This window comes from Pedococcus sp. P1_H8 (assembly GCF_056405175.1).
This window is the reverse complement of record NZ_JBFUCP010000003.1, coordinates 370,105-385,406: the sequence shown is the minus strand read 5'-3', so window position 1 is coordinate 385,406 and position 15,302 is coordinate 370,105. Positions and strand designations below refer to the sequence as shown.

Here is a 15,302-nt window from a genome sequence, read left to right as displayed (position 1 = left end):
GCCACGCATGAGTGAACTCACCCTCACGATCATCCGCCTCGGGCTGCTCGTCCTCCTGTGGATCTTCGTCTTCAGCGTCGTCGGTGTGCTCCGGGGCGACATCTACGGCACCCGCGTGGTCAGTCGCACGCCACGCAAGCCCGCGACGGCGTCACGGCAGCCCGACTCCCGATCGGCATCGCCCGCGAAACCACCCAAGCGCCAACCACATTCGAGCGTGCCGCACTCCCTTGTGGTCACCCAGGGTCCGCTCACCGGCACGAGCCTTCCCCTGCGCCAGGCCGGCACCATCATCGGTCGCAACCCCGAGTGCGCCCTGATCCTCGACGACGACTTCGCCAGCGGCCGGCACGCGCGGATCTTCCACCGCGACAACGCCTGGTTCGTGGAGGACCTCGGCTCCACCAACGGCACCTTCGTCGGCACGGAACGACTGACCGGCCCTGTCCGGGTCGAAGCAGGAAGCACGCTGCGGATCGGCAAGACCGTCATCGAGCTGCGGCGTTAGGTAGCCACGACGATGCCCTTCGCCTTCCACTACGCCGCGCGCTCCGACGTCGGCATGGTCCGCTCGGAGAACCAGGACTCCGGGTATGCCGGGCCGCGCCTCCTGGCGATGGCCGACGGCATGGGCGGCCACGCCGGCGGTGACATCGCGTCGTCCACCGTGATCGGTGCGCTCGTCGACCTCGATGGTGAGGCCCTGGGCAGCAGCGAGGCGAGTTCGGCACTGCTGCAACGGATCACGGCGGCCAACCACCAGCTCGCCGACATCGCCAAGGCCGAGCCAGCGCTGCAGGGCATGGGCACCACCCTGATCGCCATCCTGCGGTCCCACAACAAGCTCGTCCTCGCCCACATCGGCGACTCCAGGGCCTACCTCGCCCGCGAGGGCAAGCTCACCCAGATCACGAAGGACCACTCGTTCGTCCAGAGCCTCGTCGACGAGGGACGGATCACCGAGGACGAGGCCATCGGGCACCCGCAACGCTCCCTGGTGACCCGCGTGCTCACCGGACAGCACGACGACGAGCCCGACGTCACCGTCCGTGAGGCCCGCATCGGCGACCGTTACCTCATCGCGTCCGACGGCCTCACCGACTACGTCGCCGGCGACACGATCGCCGAGCTGGTCCTCGCCGGACAGGCCCCGGGACCCACGGCCGACCGTCTCGTGGACCTCGCCCTCAAGGCGGGCGCCCCCGACAACGTCACGATCGTCATCGGCGACGTTGTGGACCTCACCAAGGTCACCGCACCGCCGACCCAGCCCCAGATCGTCGGGGCCGCGGCCACCCGCACCAGGGGCGGCACCCGACCGATCCCGGTGACCCCGGCCGCGAAGGCCGCTGCCCTGTCGCGTGAGGCCGCGGGTCACAGCGATGACGAGGACGGCCAGGACGTCACCCTCGCCGAGGAGGGGCCCGCCTCCGGACCGGCCAGGTGGCTGCGTCGCCTCGCCCTGCTCGGTCTGGTGCTCATCGTCCTCGGCGGTGGCGCGTATGCCGCGTACGCCTGGTCCCAGCACCAGTACTTCGTGGGCGCCCACCAGGGCAATGTCGCCATCTACCAAGGGGTTTCGCAGGACCTCGGACCGGTCAAGCTGTCGCACGTCGAGTCCCAGTCAGATGTCCTCGTGGCCGACCTCCCCGACTTCGAGCGCCAGCAGGTGCAGCAGACCATCGCCAAGGACTCGCTGGCCGACGCGCAGGCCCTGCTCAACCGCCTGCGCACCGACGCGCTGCGGTGCGCGGCGAGCCGGGCCACCGGTGGCGCCTGTGACGACTCCAGCACCCCGTCGCCCTCTACGACCACGTCCAGCACCACGTCCACCACCACGACCACGGCGCCGGCCACGGCTGCGACCACGACGACGAGATGACCATCGTCTCGAGCTTCGCCCCCCGGACCCGCCGCAACGTCGAGCTGGTGCTGCTCCTGCTGGCAGTGAGCATCGTCGTCCTGGCCTACGTCAACGTCGGGCTGTCCGTGTCCGGCGCGTTCCCCCCGGGCCTGGTCACCCACGGGGCCGGTCTGCTCGTCATCTCCCTCGCCTTCCACCTGCTGCTGCGGTGGAAGGCGGCGTATGCCGACCCCCTCCTGCTCCCGATCGTCACCCTGCTGAACGGGTTGGGGCTGGTCATGATCCACCGCCTCGACATCGCCGAGGGACGGGACATCAGCGAGGGCCTGGCCCTGCGCCAGCTCACCTGGAGTGCGCTGGCCGTGGCGATCGCCGCCGTCGTGCTGTGGTTCCTGCGCGACCACCGGATGCTGCGGCGCTACACGTTCACCGCGGCCGTCGTGGGTTTCGGCCTGCTGATCCTGCCGCTGATCCCCGGGATCGGTCGCACCGTCAACGGGTCACGGATCTGGATCGGGTTGGGGCCGTTCACCTTCCAGCCCGGTGAGGTCGCCAAGATCGTGCTGGCCGTGTTCTTCGCCGGCTACCTCGTGCAGACCCGCGACGCGCTGTCGCTCGCAGGTCGCAAGGTCCTCGGGTTCACCTTCCCGCGCGGCCGTGACCTGGGGCCGATCATCGTCGCGTGGGTGCTCAGCCTGCTCGTCCTCGTCTTCGAGAAGGACCTCGGCTCGTCGCTGCTCCTGTTCGGGCTGTTCGTGTCCATGCTCTACGTCGCCACGGAACGCACCTCGTGGATCGCGATCGGCATGACGTTGTTCTGCGGCGGGGCCTATCTCGCCTTCCTGGTGTTCGGGCACGTCCAGCAGCGCGTGCACCTGTGGCTCGACCCGTTCGCGCCCGACCAGTCGGACCAGGTGGCCAAGGGCCTGATGGGCATGGCCGCCGGTGGTCTGCTCGGCACGGGGCTTGGTCATGGGCGTCCTGACCTCACCTACTTCGCCGAGTCCGACTTCATCATCCCGAGCTTCGGCGAGGAGCTCGGCCTCGTCGGCCTGTTCGCGCTCCTGGTGCTCTACGTGCTGCTGGTTGAGCGCGGGCTGCGCACCGCGCTCGGAGTACGCGACGGTTTCGGCAAGCTGCTCGCCGCCGGGCTGGCGTTCTCGGTGGCCCTCCAGTGCTTCGTCGTCGTCGGCGGCGTCACCCGGGTCATCCCGCTGACCGGCCTGACCATGCCGTTCCTGTCCTACGGAGGCTCCTCCCTGCTCGCCAACTGGACCCTCGTCGCCCTGCTGCTGCGCATCAGCGACGTCGCCCGTCGACCCGTCGAGGAGGTCCAGCCCGGTCCGACCCCGTCCGGCGAGGCCAGGACCGAAGTGGTGGCGATCCGATGAACGCCCCCATCCGGCGGTTGTCGACCGTGGTCGCTCTGCTGTTCACGGCGCTGCTGCTCTCGTCGACCTACATCTCCTTCGTCCAGGCCAAGGCCCTCCAGGATCGCCCGGAGAACCGGCGCACCCTGCTGGCCAACTACGCCCGCGAGCGCGGCCAGATCCTCGTCGGCGGCATGCCCATCGCGAAGTCCACCGCCACCAAGGACGAGCTCAAGTGGCTGCGCACCTATCCGCAGGGCGACCTCTACTCGCACATCACCGGCTACTACTCGTTCACCTACGGCGCGGGCGGTGGGGTCGAGGGTGCCGAGAACAGCCTGCTCGCCGGGTCGTCCGACAAGCTCTTCTACCGCCGCGTCTCCGACATCCTCACCGGCAAGGAGCAGACCGGCGCGAGCCTCGAGCTCACCATCAACGCCAAGGCGCAGAGCGCCGCCGAGAAGGCGCTGGGCGACCAGCGCGGCGCTGTCGTCGCCCTCGACCCCACGACCGGTGAGATCCTCGCCCTCGTCAGCCACCCGGCATACGACCCCTCGGTGCTGAGCAGCCACGACACCGACAAGGTCGTCGCGGCCTGGAAGCAGCTCAACGCCGACCCCACGCAGCCGATGGTGGACCGCGCCATCGCCGGCAACCTCTACCCGCCGGGATCGACGTTCAAGATCGTCACCGCTGCGGCGGCGCTCGAGTCCGGCAAGTTCACCGAGGAGAGCCAGATCCCCGGCCCGGCCGTGCTCGACCTGCCGCAGACCAGCTCCGACCTGCCCAACGACTTCCGGGGCAACTGCGGGGCCAACAACAAGACGACCCTCACGCATGCCCTCGAGATCTCCTGCAACACCGCGTTCGGGTGGCTGGGCATGCAGGTGGGTGCCGACAACTTCCGCGCCCAGGCGGCGAAGTTCGGCATCGGTGACCGCCTGTCGGTGCCGATGTCGGTCACGCCGAGCTCGGTGCCGGCGGAGCTGAACCCGCCGCAGCTCGCGCAGTCAGCCATTGGTCAGTACGACGTGCGCGTCACGCCACTGCAGGTCGCGATGATCTCGGCGGCGATCGCCAACAACGGAATCGTCATGCGTCCCCACCTCGTCAGGAAGGTCACCTCCTCCGACCTCGAGGTGATCGACGAGACGCAGCCCGAACAGCTGTCGCAGGCCGTCTCGGCCGACACCGCGGCAGCGCTGACCCGGATGATGGAGGCCGTCGTCAAGAGCGGCACCGGCAGAGCCGCCCAGATCAGCGGCATCGACGTGGCGGGCAAGACCGGCACCGCGCAGCACGCCGCAGGCAAGGCGCCCCACGCCTGGTTCACCGGTTTCGCCCCGTCGAGCGACCCCAAGGTCGCTGTCGCGGTCGTCGTCGAGGACGGCGGCAACGCCGGCAACGAAGCCGCCGGTGGCCGGGTCGCCGCACCGATCGCCAAGGCCGTCATGGAAGCGGTGCTGGGCAAGTGAGCCACGAGACCGGTCAGGTGCTGGCCGACCGCTACCGCCTCGTCGAGCGCATTGCCCTCGGCGGGATGGGCGAGGTGTGGCGGGCCCACGACGAGACGCTCGATCGCGAGGTCGCCGTCAAGGTCCTCCTGCCCGGCAGCGCCCAGGACGAGGGCTTCCTCGAGCGCTTCCGCGCCGAGGCGCGACACAGCGGCGGCCTGAGCCACCCGAACATCGGCACCGTCCACGACTTCGGTGAGGAGGACGGCAGTGCCTTCCTAGTCATGGAGCTGCTGCAGGGTGAACCCCTCTCGACGCTGATCCGCGAGCGCGCCCCGCTGCCCCAGGCCGAGGTCACCGAGATCCTCTACCAGGCGGCGCTGGCCCTGCAGGCCGCCCACGAGGCGGACGTGGTGCACCGCGACGTCAAGCCGGCCAACATCGTCGTCGATGCCAACGGGTACGCCAAGCTCACCGACTTCGGCATCGCCCGCGCCCTCAACGAGGCACCGCTGACGCAGACCGGAGAGGTGCTGGGCACCCCTCACTACCTGGCTCCCGAGCAAGCCAAGGGGGAGGCGGCCGGCCCGCTGAGCGACGTCTATGCCCTGGCCGTCGTCGGCTACGAGATGATCACCGGCCAACGACCGTTCTCCGGCGACACGCTGGTGACCACCGCCCTGGCGCACATCAGCCAGCCGGCCCCACCGCTGTCCGACGACGTCGAGGAACCACTGCGCACCACGGTCATGGCGGCGCTGGCCAAGGACCCGACCCTTCGACCCCAGAGCGCAGCCGCCTTCGCCGAGGCGCTCAGGCTGCCACCCGGACAGGTCCCTGAAGACCTGGTCGCCGGCGCAGCCGCGGCCGTCGCACCCTTCATCGTGGGCGTCCCGGCCGACCTCGGACCCGAGGGGACCCTGCCGACCTCGGTCATGCCCACGTCAGCAGCCTCCGGAGCCGACATCACCACGGAACCCGACGCCGCGGACACGGCGGTGCACGACACCCGCCGGCCGGGGTGGCTGATCCCGGCCGCGGCGGCGGTCGTCGTCCTCGTCATCATCGCGGTGGCCATCGCCCTGGGCGGTCGAGGAGCCGGAGCGCAGTCGGGCAACCCCGGTGCCACCACGCCCAGCACTGCCACCACCTCACCAACCACTGCGACGACAACAAAGACGACGGCGAGCCGGACGTCGGCGCCCGTCACCACTGCCGCGCCGAAGACGCCCGCCCACGCGGGCACCGGCAAGGGCAAAGGGGGAAAGAAGAAGTGACTGCACCACGCCTGCTCGGGGGACGCTACGAGGTCGGTGAGCTCCTCGGCCGCGGCGGCATGGCCGAGGTCCACCTGGGTCACGACACCCGTCTGTCGCGACCCGTGGCGATCAAGATGTTGCGCTCCGACCTGGCGCGGGACCCCGCGTTCCTCGCCCGGTTCCGCCGGGAGGCGCAGTCCGCCGCCGGCCTCAACCACGCGTCGATCGTCGCCGTCTACGACTCGGGCGAGGACTACGCCACCGAGACCGGAGGCGCCAGCGTGCCCGTGCCCTTCATCGTCATGGAGCACGTCGAGGGACAGACCCTGCGCGAGCTGCTCAACGACAGCTCACCGCTCGCACCGGCCGAGGCAGCGCGGATCACCGAGGGTGTCCTCGACGCCCTCGCCTACAGCCACCGCATGGGCATCGTGCACCGCGACATCAAGCCGGCCAACGTCATGATCGGCCCACAGGGCCAGATCAAGGTCATGGACTTCGGCATCGCCCGCGCTGTCGCCGACGCCAACGCGACGATGACCCAGACCCAGGCCGTCATCGGCACGGCCCAGTACCTCTCCCCGGAGCAGGCACAGGGTCACCACGTCGACGCCCGGTCGGACCTCTACTCCACCGGCTGCCTGCTCTTCGAGCTCCTTACCGGGCGGCCGCCGTTCCAGGCCGACTCCCCGGTGGCCATCGCCTACCAACACGTCGGGCAGCCCCCGCCGCGTCCGTCGACCCTCACCCCCGGCATCGACCACGCGCTCGACGCCGTGGTCCTGCACGCCTTGGCCAAGGATCGCGAGTCCCGTTACCAGGACGCCACCGCCTTCCGTGCCGACCTGCAGGCGGCGCGCCTGGGCCGCCCGATCAGCGCGGCCGCCCGTGGCACTGCCGGCGCCGCCGCCAGCGCCGCCGACGCGACCGTTGCCCTCGCACCAGCCGGCGCGGCCGCAGCCACCACCGTGCTCCCGTCCGGAGGGACCTATGCCGCGCCGGCACCGGTGGGGTCCAACACGGCGACCCTCCCCGCCATCGGGCACGACCCCGACGACGAGCCACGCAAGCGGCGCGGCCTGGCCTACTTCCTGCTCGTCCTCGCCGTGCTCGGTGCCCTGACCGTGATCGGCGTGGCCGGGAAGGCCCTGCTCGACCGACCCGGGCAGAACCAGGCGAAGGTCGCCGTCCCCTCGGTGATCGACCTGCCCGTCGCCACGGCCGAGGCCAAGCTCCGCGCCCTGGGCCTGGTGCCCGAGCCCACCGACGTCAACAGCACCAAGGAGGTCGGCACCGTCGTCGACCAGAATCCGAGCGCCAGTGAGATGGTCACGAGCGGCAGCAAGGTGGGCATCAGCGTCTCGATCGGGCCGAACACGGTGGACCTGCCCGACCTCAAGGGCTTCAGCAAGGATGAGGCCGCCGCCCAGCTCGCCGACCTCAACCTCAAGGTGGGCACCATCAAGGAGGTCGACGACACCGGGCTCGACAAGGGCAAGGTCTCGACGACCTCACCGGCAGCCGGCGAGGCGGTGGCGGTCGGCTCGGCCGTCGACCTGAACGTGTCGTCCGGCAAGGTGACGGTCCCCGATGTCGTGGGCAAGACCCGCAACGAGGCGGCCGACATGCTCGGCGAGCTCGGGCTGAGCGTCAAGACGACCTACGTCGACAGCACCGAGCCGGAGAACACCGTGCTCAAGCAGAGCATCAAGGCGAAGACGAAGGTCAACGACGGCTCGACCATCACGTTGACCATCGCGCAGCCACCACCGCCAGTGCAGACGCCCACGACCCCACCCACGACGGCGACGACCACGGTGGTCCCCACGTTGCCCACGGGCACGACGACGACCCTGCCCTAGCGACGCGGTCCTGGCGACGCGGTCCTGGCGACGCGGTGCGTCAGCCGGCAGCGACAGCCCGCGCCACGCCCTCGGCGTCGCGGACCAGTGGACTCAGACCTGCGGAGCGGGCGACCGCGTCAGTGAGGCCGCAGAGGACCAGCCAGTTGGCGAGGATCCGGTGCCCGCCCTCGGTGAGCACGCTCTCGGGGTGGAACTGCACGCCGTGCAGGGGCAGGTCGCGGTGCCGCGCGGCCATGATGATGCCGGACTCGGTGTGCCCGTTGGCGACCAGGGTCTCGGGCAAGGTCGCGGGGTCGATCGTGAGGGAGTGGTAGCGCGTCGCGGTGAACGGCGACGGCAGCCCCTCGAGCACGCCGGTGTCGTCGTGCAGCACCCGGGAGGTCTTGCCGTGCAACAGCTCGGGCGCGCGGCCGACCGTAGCCCCGGTCACGACTCCGAGGGCCTGGTGGCCGAGGCACACGCCGAGCATCGGCTGGGCGCGCTCGGCGCAGGCCTCGATCATGGCCATCGAGACGCCGGCCTCCTCGGGGGTCCCGGGTCCGGGTGAGACCAGCACCCCGTCGAACTCCGCGCCGTCGGCGGGACCCACGGCGTCGTTGCGCACGACGTCGCACTCGGCGCCGAGCTGCTGGAGGTAGCCGACGATGGTGAAGACGAAGCTGTCGTAGTTGTCGACGACGAGGATGCGGGTCATCGGTCCTCCTCTGTCATCGGTACTGCCCTGTCATGCGTACTGCTCTGTCGTCGGCCCGGACCACGTGAGTGGGGGCACGTGGCGCGGTGTGGTCCACGGTGTTGTCGTTGAACGGCATCAGGGGGGCGATGCGCGGGAACAGCCACAGGAAGCAGAAGGCCACCACGAGGAGCACCAGCACCGCGGCGAGCAGCACCCGCACCGCGAGGGGACCGGGAAGCGCTCGCCAGATCGCGGCATACACCATCGATCAGGCTCCCTTCGGGGCGGCGAGGGTGCCGGCAGGCAGGCCCTCGGCGTGGGGGTAGGTCTTCACCAGCTGGGCGAACACGACGTAGCGCTGGGCCGCGCTGTACTTGGGGTGGCAGGCGGTCATCGTCAGCCAGCGCTCGGTGGGCTTCGCACCGGGTTTGTCAGGGACCGGGGCGATCACCTTCACGTCGCTGGGCGCCACGATCTCGTGACGCTTCACGGCATACACGCTGTAGGCCGCTTTGGTCTCGACCACGACCAGGTCACCGGTGCGCAGCGTGTCGATGTCGTGGAAAGGCCGCCCGTAGGTCGTGCGGTGCCCGGCGATCGCGACGTTGCCGACCGCCCCGGGAAGCGCGGTCCCGTCGTAGTGGCCGATGCCGTCCTGGAGGATGTCGCGGCTGGTGCCCTCGAGGAGGGGGCGTGCGTAGTGCGCACCGAGGCGCGGGATCCGCACGATCGCGAAGGCCGCACCGAACGGGACAGCCTTCGGCTGCTCGCCGGGGACGGTCGGCGCCGCGGCCGCGAAGTCGCGGGTCAGCGTCGAGACGGTCGCGTCCTGGGTGCGGTTGGCGGTGACATCGGTCCACCACAGCTGCCAGCCGACGAAGAGGAGCAGCAGCAGACCGGCCGTGACCATCAGGTCACCGGCGATGCCCAGGACCCAGCGGGCGACCCTCATCGGCCAGCCCGCGCGCGCTGCAGGTTGATCGAACCGGCATAGGCGGGGAAGGTCTGCTGCACGCTCGTCCTCACGTCGTATCCGACGCCGACCTCGCCCACCCACTGTCGGTAGATCGACACCGACGGGCTGCGTTCCAGCGCTCTCTTGAGGTTGGACTGGTTACCCATGGCTGAGATGACGTAGGGAGGGGAGTAGACCCGCCCCTGGAGGATGAGGGTGTTGCCGACGCAACGGACGGCGCTGGTGGAGATGATGCGCTGGTCCATCAGCATCATCGCCTCGGCTCCGCCCTCCCAGAGCGCGTTGACGACGGCCTGGACGTCCTGCTGGTGCACGACGTAGTCGTCGACGGAGATGCCGTCGGGCAGCACCGAGGGGACGTTCTTGGCATCGGTGAGCGACACCTGCACGGTGGGACCGGCCACGGCCTGGGTGCCGGCGGACAGCGTCAGCTTGTCGGCCTCGGTGGTCAGCTGGGTGACGCGCAGGTCACCGGGGGCCTGCTGGGCCGAGAGGCGGTCCACCTCGGCGCGCAGCTGCGCGAGCCGGCCAGCGAGTACGGTGTTCTCGCGGGTCTGGTTGCGGATCAGGCCCGGCAGGTCGCCGCTCGAGGAGCGCAGGTCGGTGCCTCGGGCGGTGGCCGCACTCAGGGCGAAGAGCAGTCCTGCGACCAGTGCCACCAGCGGAACGACGGCCGACCAGAGCGTGGGGCGACGCGTCAGCCACGTCAGCCGCTGGTCCGCCATGGCACTACGCTATGCCACACGTCGCGACGGTTGACGCTGCCGTCCGAGTTTCGAGGAGTGTTCCGTGCCTGAGTCCAAGGGTCGCGCCAAGCGCGCTTACACCCCGCCGAGCAAGCCCGCCAAGGCCAAGGTCGGCAACCCGCCCTGGTTCGTGCCGGTGATGCTGACGCTCATGGTCGTCGGCCTCCTGTGGATCGTCGTCTTCTACATCACCAGCCAGCGCTTCCCGGTGGAGTCGCTCGGTCGCTGGAACCTCGGCATCGGCTTCGGCCTGATGCTCTCGGGGTTCGCGATGACGACCCGCTGGCGCTGATCCCCACCGCCCTCTGACGAGGCCAAGCCCCTTCCTCCCCGCCCGACGCGGAGTTATCCACAGGTTTGTGCACAGCTGGGGACAAATGACAGGCGTGTAATCCACCCGGGTCCCGCCCGTCGCTATCCCATGCAAAAGGCGAGTTGGCGCCGGGTACAGGCGGCGCTAACTCGCCTTTTGCATGAGATAGCTCCGCGTCAGCTCAGCCGAGGAGCGAGGCCGGCGCCGCGGCATACTTCGCGACCGCGACGGCCACCACGAGGAGCAGCACCAGGGCCACACCCGGCCACTGCCAGCGGCGGCGTTCGCGTGAGGACGTCGCCGCGATCACGCCGGCCACGGCGGCGCCGGTGACCAGACCGCCCAGGTGGGCCTGCCAGGCGACGTTCGGGACGACGAAGCCGATCACGGCGTTGATGCCGATCGTGGCGTACATGCCGGCCGAGGACCGACCCAGGTGCCGGTTGAGCACCAGGAGCGCGCCGAACAGGCCGAACACCGCCCCCGACGCCCCGACGGCGCCGACGTACCACGAGCTGCGGTCGAAGCCGTCGAAGGGCACCGCCGGGGACAGCAGCAGGTAGCAGGACGACCCGCCGATGGCGCTGACGAGGTAGACCGCGGCATAGCGCGCTCCGCCGAGCAGCCGCTCGAGGTACTGCGCCCCCACCATCCACAGCGCCAGCATGTTGAACAGGATGTGCGTGATCGTCGCGTGGGCGAAGGCCGAGGTGAGGAAGCGCCAAGGCTCGTGCGCGCCGAGGTAGGGCACGAAGGAGATGTCGCGGCTCAGCCCCGGCCGGGCGGTCTGCAGCACGAAGACCAGTACGCAGATCGCGATGATCGTGTAGGACACGACGGGGGTGTCATTCACGTTGCCGCCAAAGACGGTCCGCGTGGTGCGGACCGTCTTGGCCTGCTGCTTCACGCAGTCGATGCACTGCACACCGACGGCGGCCGGTCGCTGGCACTCCGGGCAGACCGGTCGCGCGCAGCGTTGGCAGCGCACGTAGGAGACCCGGTCGGGGTGCCGCGGGCAGACTGGTGTCGTCTGCTGTTGCGGGTATGCCGTGGGCTCACTCATGCGCGGACCTTCGCCTTCGAGGGGTGGTGCGGTCGACGTCAGTCGTTGACGACGACCGACTCGATGACAACGTCCTCGACCGGCTTGTCGTTCGCMCCGGTGCGAACGGCCGCGATCTTGTCGACGACCTCACGGCTCGGACCGTCGGCCACCTCACCGAAGATGGTGTGCTTGCCCTGCAGCCACGCGGCATTGCCGACGGTGATGAAGAACTGCGACCCGTTGGTGCCCTTGCCCATCCGCTTGCCGGCGTTGGCCATGGCGAGCATGTAGGGCTTGGTGAAGTCCTTGTCGGGGCTGATCTCGTCGTCGAAGGTGTAGCCCGGGCCGCCGAAGCCCTGCCCGAGCGGGCACCCGCCCTGGATCATGAAGCCGGGGATGATGCGGTGGAACACCAGGCCGTCGAAGAACGGCGTGGGGTTGGATCGGCCGGCGTCGTCGCGGTACTCCTGCTCGCCCTTGGCCAGTCCCACGAAGTTCTTGACGGTCTTCGGGGCGTGGTCGGGGAACAGCGTGACGTTGATGTCGCCGTGGTTGGTCTTGAGGGTGACGTCCATGTCGGCCATCCTTCCATGCGGGGTCCGGTGAGATGGCCTTCAGTACCCCCGCGGGCTTGCTCACCAGCGGAAACAAGGCAGGATGGGTCGGGAGAAGTCGTCCGTCCGGCCGTCACGCAGGGCCCCCAGCGGCACTGGCACGCCGACCGTTCGGAGTCCATCACACGCCAAGTCACAGGAGGCACGGTGTTCCGCACCAAGACCAAGACTGAGCAGGCCAGCGAGGCTGTCAGCAGCTCCGCGCAGAGCGCGGCCGACTACGCCTCGTCACTCAAGGACCGCGTGGCTCCGGCCGCGGAGGTCGCCAAGGAGCGGGCCGTCCAGGCCAAGGACTGGGGCAAGCCGCACGTCGAGCACGGCATCGAGGCAGCCCGCGACTGGGCCAAGCCCCGCGTCGACCACGGCATCGAGGTGGCCGCGCCCAAGCTGCAGGGTGCCGTCGAGGGGCTGGCCCCCAAGGTCGACACCGCGCGCGACACCATCGTCGACACGTTGCTGCCCAAGGTCGCCGAGGCGATCGCGGCCGTGGCCGCTGCCTCCGCCGCAGCCAAGTCGGCCGCCACCGACACGGCTGACCGGTCCTCGGACGCCTACTCGGTCCTCAAGGGCGACGCCGTGGCCAAGCCGCGCAAGCGCAAGGGCAAGATCCTGCTGTTCCTCGGCCTGGCCGCCGCAGCGGCAGCCGCCCTCGCGGCATTCAAGAAGTCGGCACCCCGCGAGGACCCGTGGGCGACGCCGCTCGACGATCCCTACACCGCGCCGACGGCTGGCCGCGACTCCAGCGTGAGCACGACCAGCAAGGTCGCCAGCCTGACCGACGCCGCCAAGGACAAGGCCAGCAGCGCCGCCGAGACCGTCAAGGACAAGGCCACCGAAGCCAAGGACAAGGCCACCGAAGCTGCGTCCGACGCCAAGGACAAGGTCACCAGCAAGGCGGCAGTTGCAACCCCCGTTTCGCGACGCAACCGCCGTTTTGCGTTGGGGGGTGGGCGGACGCGGACGGTAACGTGGGCGCGGATGTGGAACTGGGTTGCGGGACCGTTCCTCGCTGCGGCGGGGCTCCTCATGCTGGCCGGGGTCCCCAAGGTCCGTGATCCGCTGCCCCTCGTGCGAGCGCTGCGCGCAGCAGGTATGCCGGCCGGTCGCCACCTGGTCCGCGCCTTGGCGGTCGTCGAGATCGCCGTCGGCGGCTGGGCGCTGATCGCGCCCGGACGGGTCAGCGCCGCCCTGGTGGCCGCGGCATACCTCGTCTTCACGGCGTTCGTCGCCCGGGTGCTCACGCGCGGTGGGGTGCTCGGGTCGTGCGGGTGTTTCGGCAAGCCCGACACCCCGGCGACACGCACCCACGCCGCGTTGACCGGCCTCGCGACCCTCACCGCCCTGGGGGTCGCCCTCGACCCTCCGGCGGGTGCCTGGTCGGCGGTGGACGCGGCCGGTCTCACGACCCTCGGGCTCGCGATCGTGATCGGCTTCCTGGCCTGGCAGGTGATGGCCGTCCTGCCGACCACGTCACCCGCCGCCATCCGCAGCACCGTGCCTCGCGAACTCCCGAACTCCCACGTCTGACCAGGAGAACTGCCCTGATGCTCGCCGTCGTCATCGCCGAAGCCGTGGCCATCGTGCTGCTCGGCGTGCTCGTCCTCGGGCTGCTGCGCAGCCACGCCCTCATCCTCAAGGCGCTGCACGAGCTCGGCGCGGGGCTCGAGCTGGAGCGCGAAGCCGGCACCGGCGTCACCACCGCCACCACCGGGGGCAAGCCGGGCCCCGTGCCGGTCGAGCTCGAGACGGGTGTCGTGCAGGCGACCCGCAAGGACTCCGCGACGGCCCACGACATCATCGGCACCGACCTGGACCGGGTGGAGCAGCGCGTCACCGTCACCACCGCCGGTTCGCGGACGTTGCTGGCCTTCCTCACCAGCGGGTGCAGCGTGTGCCAGACGTTCTGGGACGAGTTCCAGGGCTCGGTCGACGTTCCCGGCGACGGCGACCTGCGGGTCATCGCCAAGGGATCGGCCGAGGAGTCGATCTCGAGCCTGCGCACCCTGGCCGGGGACCGCGACGTCATCCAGTCCTCGGGTGCGTGGGTCGACTACGACATCCCCGGGTCGCCGTACTTCGTCTACGTCGAGGGCGGAGTGGTGACCGGTGAGGGTTCGGCGACCACGTGGGCGCAGGTCCGCGACCTGATGGCCCAGGGTGTCGCCGACAACGCCGAGGCGCGCGCGGCGGCCGGCCGCACCGGTCCCGGACTGCTCGTCGGGGCCCATGTCGGCAGTGATGTCGGCAATGACGTCGGACGGGGCGAGCGCGACAGTCTGCCCCGGATGGACGCCGAGCTGCTGGCCGCCGGCATCGGTCCGGGCGATCCGAGCCTGCACCGTTCGCCGGACGCCCAGCCAGCACCCGCCGCCGACCATGACCACCAGCACGACCACTCGGGTCACGACCACCAGCACCACCACTGAGATGTCCGTGACGGTGCTCGCCCTGGCCCTGGGTCTCCCGATGGCTGCGGTCGCCGCGGTCCGGGCGACCTGGTCCCCTTGAGGCGAGTCGATGCTCTCGAGCATCAGCCCGCTCGGCGAGCGGGCCCGTCACTCCCGCTGGTGGCTGACCACCACGGCATACCTCCTCGGGTCGTTGGCCGGGGGACTCGCGATGGGCGGCCTCGCCGCGGCCCTCGGCTCGGCGCTGCCCGACGCGGTGCGCACCTCGGGCTGGACCCTGGCGGTGGCCGCGGTCCTGCTGCTGGTCGGGCTGGCGTTCGACGTGCGCGGCGCCCAGTCCTTGCCGTCCTGGCGACGGCAGGTCGACGTGGCCTGGCTGACGCGCTACCGCGGCTGGGTCTACGGCCTGGGGTTCGGCGCGCAGCTCGGTTTCGGTCTGGTCACCATCATCACCAGCGCGACCACGTATGCCGTGGTGCTGCTGGCCGCCCTCACCGGTCACCTCGGTGCGGGGCTGGCGGTGGGGGCGACCTTCGGGATGGTCAGAGCGCTGCCCTCGCTGCTCATGTCGCGCGTCGAGGACCGCGAGGACCTGCACCGGGTCTTCATCCGCGTCGAGCAATGGACAAATCCGGCAGCAGTCGTCGCTAAGGTGGCTCTGGGAGGAGCGGCCGCGATCCTGCTGGCCGCCGCCGCATTGGCGAGTTGAGGG

Annotated in this window: 16 protein-coding genes; 10 read left to right on the top strand and 6 right to left on the bottom strand. The window is 70.3% G+C overall.

Annotation, left to right across the window (positions count from 1 at the left end; translation table 11 throughout):
- Positions 1–7: 7 nt before the first annotated feature.
- The 6 genes from AC1DYG_RS05315 to pknB are packed head-to-tail and all read left to right on the top strand — an operon-like array spanning position 8 to position 7,809.
- Positions 8–508, top strand: coding sequence for an FHA domain-containing protein FhaB/FipA (locus AC1DYG_RS05315; RefSeq protein WP_477638839.1), 501 nt, complete (start codon positions 8–10; stop codon positions 506–508).
- 12 nt (positions 509–520) lie between these two features.
- Positions 521–1,882, top strand: a complete 1,362-nt coding sequence (locus tag AC1DYG_RS05310; protein WP_477638838.1) for a PP2C family protein-serine/threonine phosphatase — start codon at positions 521–523, stop codon at positions 1,880–1,882.
- A complete protein-coding gene (locus tag AC1DYG_RS05305; RefSeq protein WP_477638837.1) occupies positions 1,879–3,255 on the top strand; it encodes an FtsW/RodA/SpoVE family cell cycle protein in 1,377 nt (458 codons plus the stop codon). The genes AC1DYG_RS05310 and AC1DYG_RS05305 overlap by 4 nt, the downstream gene beginning before the upstream one ends.
- Positions 3,252–4,709: a peptidoglycan D,D-transpeptidase FtsI family protein gene (locus AC1DYG_RS05300; protein ID WP_477638836.1), complete on the top strand. Its 1,458-nt coding sequence runs from the start codon at positions 3,252–3,254 to the stop codon at positions 4,707–4,709. The genes AC1DYG_RS05305 and AC1DYG_RS05300 overlap by 4 nt, the downstream gene beginning before the upstream one ends.
- Positions 4,706–5,965, top strand: a complete 1,260-nt coding sequence (locus AC1DYG_RS05295) for a serine/threonine-protein kinase (protein ID WP_477638835.1) — start codon at positions 4,706–4,708, stop codon at positions 5,963–5,965. The genes AC1DYG_RS05300 and AC1DYG_RS05295 overlap by 4 nt, the downstream gene beginning before the upstream one ends.
- Positions 5,962–7,809, top strand: a complete 1,848-nt coding sequence (gene pknB / locus AC1DYG_RS05290; RefSeq protein ID WP_477638834.1) for a Stk1 family PASTA domain-containing Ser/Thr kinase — start codon at positions 5,962–5,964, stop codon at positions 7,807–7,809. Before AC1DYG_RS05295 ends, pknB begins: the two co-directional genes overlap by 4 nt.
- A gap of 40 nt (positions 7,810–7,849) precedes the next feature.
- On the opposite strand, the gene AC1DYG_RS05285 is transcribed toward pknB, so the two are convergent.
- From AC1DYG_RS05285 to AC1DYG_RS05270, 4 genes are read right to left on the bottom strand one after another with little or no spacing between them, the layout of a single operon-like run.
- Complete coding sequence (locus AC1DYG_RS05285) at positions 7,850–8,506, bottom strand: aminodeoxychorismate/anthranilate synthase component II (RefSeq protein ID WP_477638833.1); 657 nt, start codon at positions 8,504–8,506, stop codon at positions 7,850–7,852.
- Between the two features lie 13 nt (positions 8,507–8,519).
- The gene (locus tag AC1DYG_RS05280) at positions 8,520–8,753 is read right to left on the bottom strand and encodes a hypothetical protein (RefSeq protein WP_477638832.1); all 234 of its coding nucleotides are present in this window, start codon (positions 8,751–8,753) and stop codon (positions 8,520–8,522) included.
- Between the two features lie 3 nt (positions 8,754–8,756).
- Complete coding sequence (locus AC1DYG_RS05275; RefSeq protein ID WP_477638831.1) at positions 8,757–9,440, bottom strand: class E sortase; 684 nt, start codon at positions 9,438–9,440, stop codon at positions 8,757–8,759.
- Positions 9,437–10,189, bottom strand: a complete 753-nt coding sequence (locus tag AC1DYG_RS05270) for a DUF881 domain-containing protein (RefSeq protein WP_477638830.1) — start codon at positions 10,187–10,189, stop codon at positions 9,437–9,439. The genes AC1DYG_RS05275 and AC1DYG_RS05270 overlap by 4 nt, the downstream gene beginning before the upstream one ends.
- Positions 10,190–10,253: 64 nt before the next feature.
- Between AC1DYG_RS05270 and AC1DYG_RS05265 the strand changes: the two genes are divergently transcribed.
- Positions 10,254–10,502: a cell division protein CrgA gene (locus AC1DYG_RS05265; RefSeq protein ID WP_477617790.1), complete on the top strand. Its 249-nt coding sequence runs from the start codon at positions 10,254–10,256 to the stop codon at positions 10,500–10,502.
- A 202-nt stretch (positions 10,503–10,704) separates the two neighbouring features.
- Here AC1DYG_RS05265 and AC1DYG_RS05260 read toward each other — a convergent pair whose 3' ends face one another.
- Both AC1DYG_RS05260 and AC1DYG_RS05255 read right to left on the bottom strand, forming a co-directional pair.
- Positions 10,705–11,586, bottom strand: coding sequence for a rhomboid family intramembrane serine protease (locus AC1DYG_RS05260; RefSeq protein WP_477638829.1), 882 nt, complete (start codon positions 11,584–11,586; stop codon positions 10,705–10,707).
- A 38-nt stretch (positions 11,587–11,624) separates the two neighbouring features.
- Positions 11,625–12,143 carry a peptidylprolyl isomerase gene (locus tag AC1DYG_RS05255; RefSeq protein ID WP_457254409.1) on the bottom strand — a complete coding sequence of 173 codons (519 nt, stop codon included), beginning with the start codon at positions 12,141–12,143 and terminating at the stop codon, positions 11,625–11,627.
- A 186-nt stretch (positions 12,144–12,329) separates the two neighbouring features.
- Here AC1DYG_RS05255 and AC1DYG_RS05250 point away from each other — a divergent pair, with 186 nt between their 5' ends.
- The 3 genes from AC1DYG_RS05250 to AC1DYG_RS05240 all read left to right on the top strand — a co-directional run bounded on the left by AC1DYG_RS05250 (position 12,330) and on the right by AC1DYG_RS05240 (position 15,299).
- Complete coding sequence (locus tag AC1DYG_RS05250; protein WP_477638828.1) at positions 12,330–13,709, top strand: MauE/DoxX family redox-associated membrane protein; 1,380 nt, start codon at positions 12,330–12,332, stop codon at positions 13,707–13,709.
- Between the two features lie 17 nt (positions 13,710–13,726).
- Positions 13,727–14,608: a hypothetical protein gene (locus tag AC1DYG_RS05245; protein WP_477638827.1), complete on the top strand. Its 882-nt coding sequence runs from the start codon at positions 13,727–13,729 to the stop codon at positions 14,606–14,608.
- A 91-nt stretch (positions 14,609–14,699) separates the two neighbouring features.
- Positions 14,700–15,299: a hypothetical protein gene (locus tag AC1DYG_RS05240; protein WP_477638826.1), complete on the top strand. Its 600-nt coding sequence runs from the start codon at positions 14,700–14,702 to the stop codon at positions 15,297–15,299.
- Positions 15,300–15,302 lie beyond the last annotated feature (3 nt).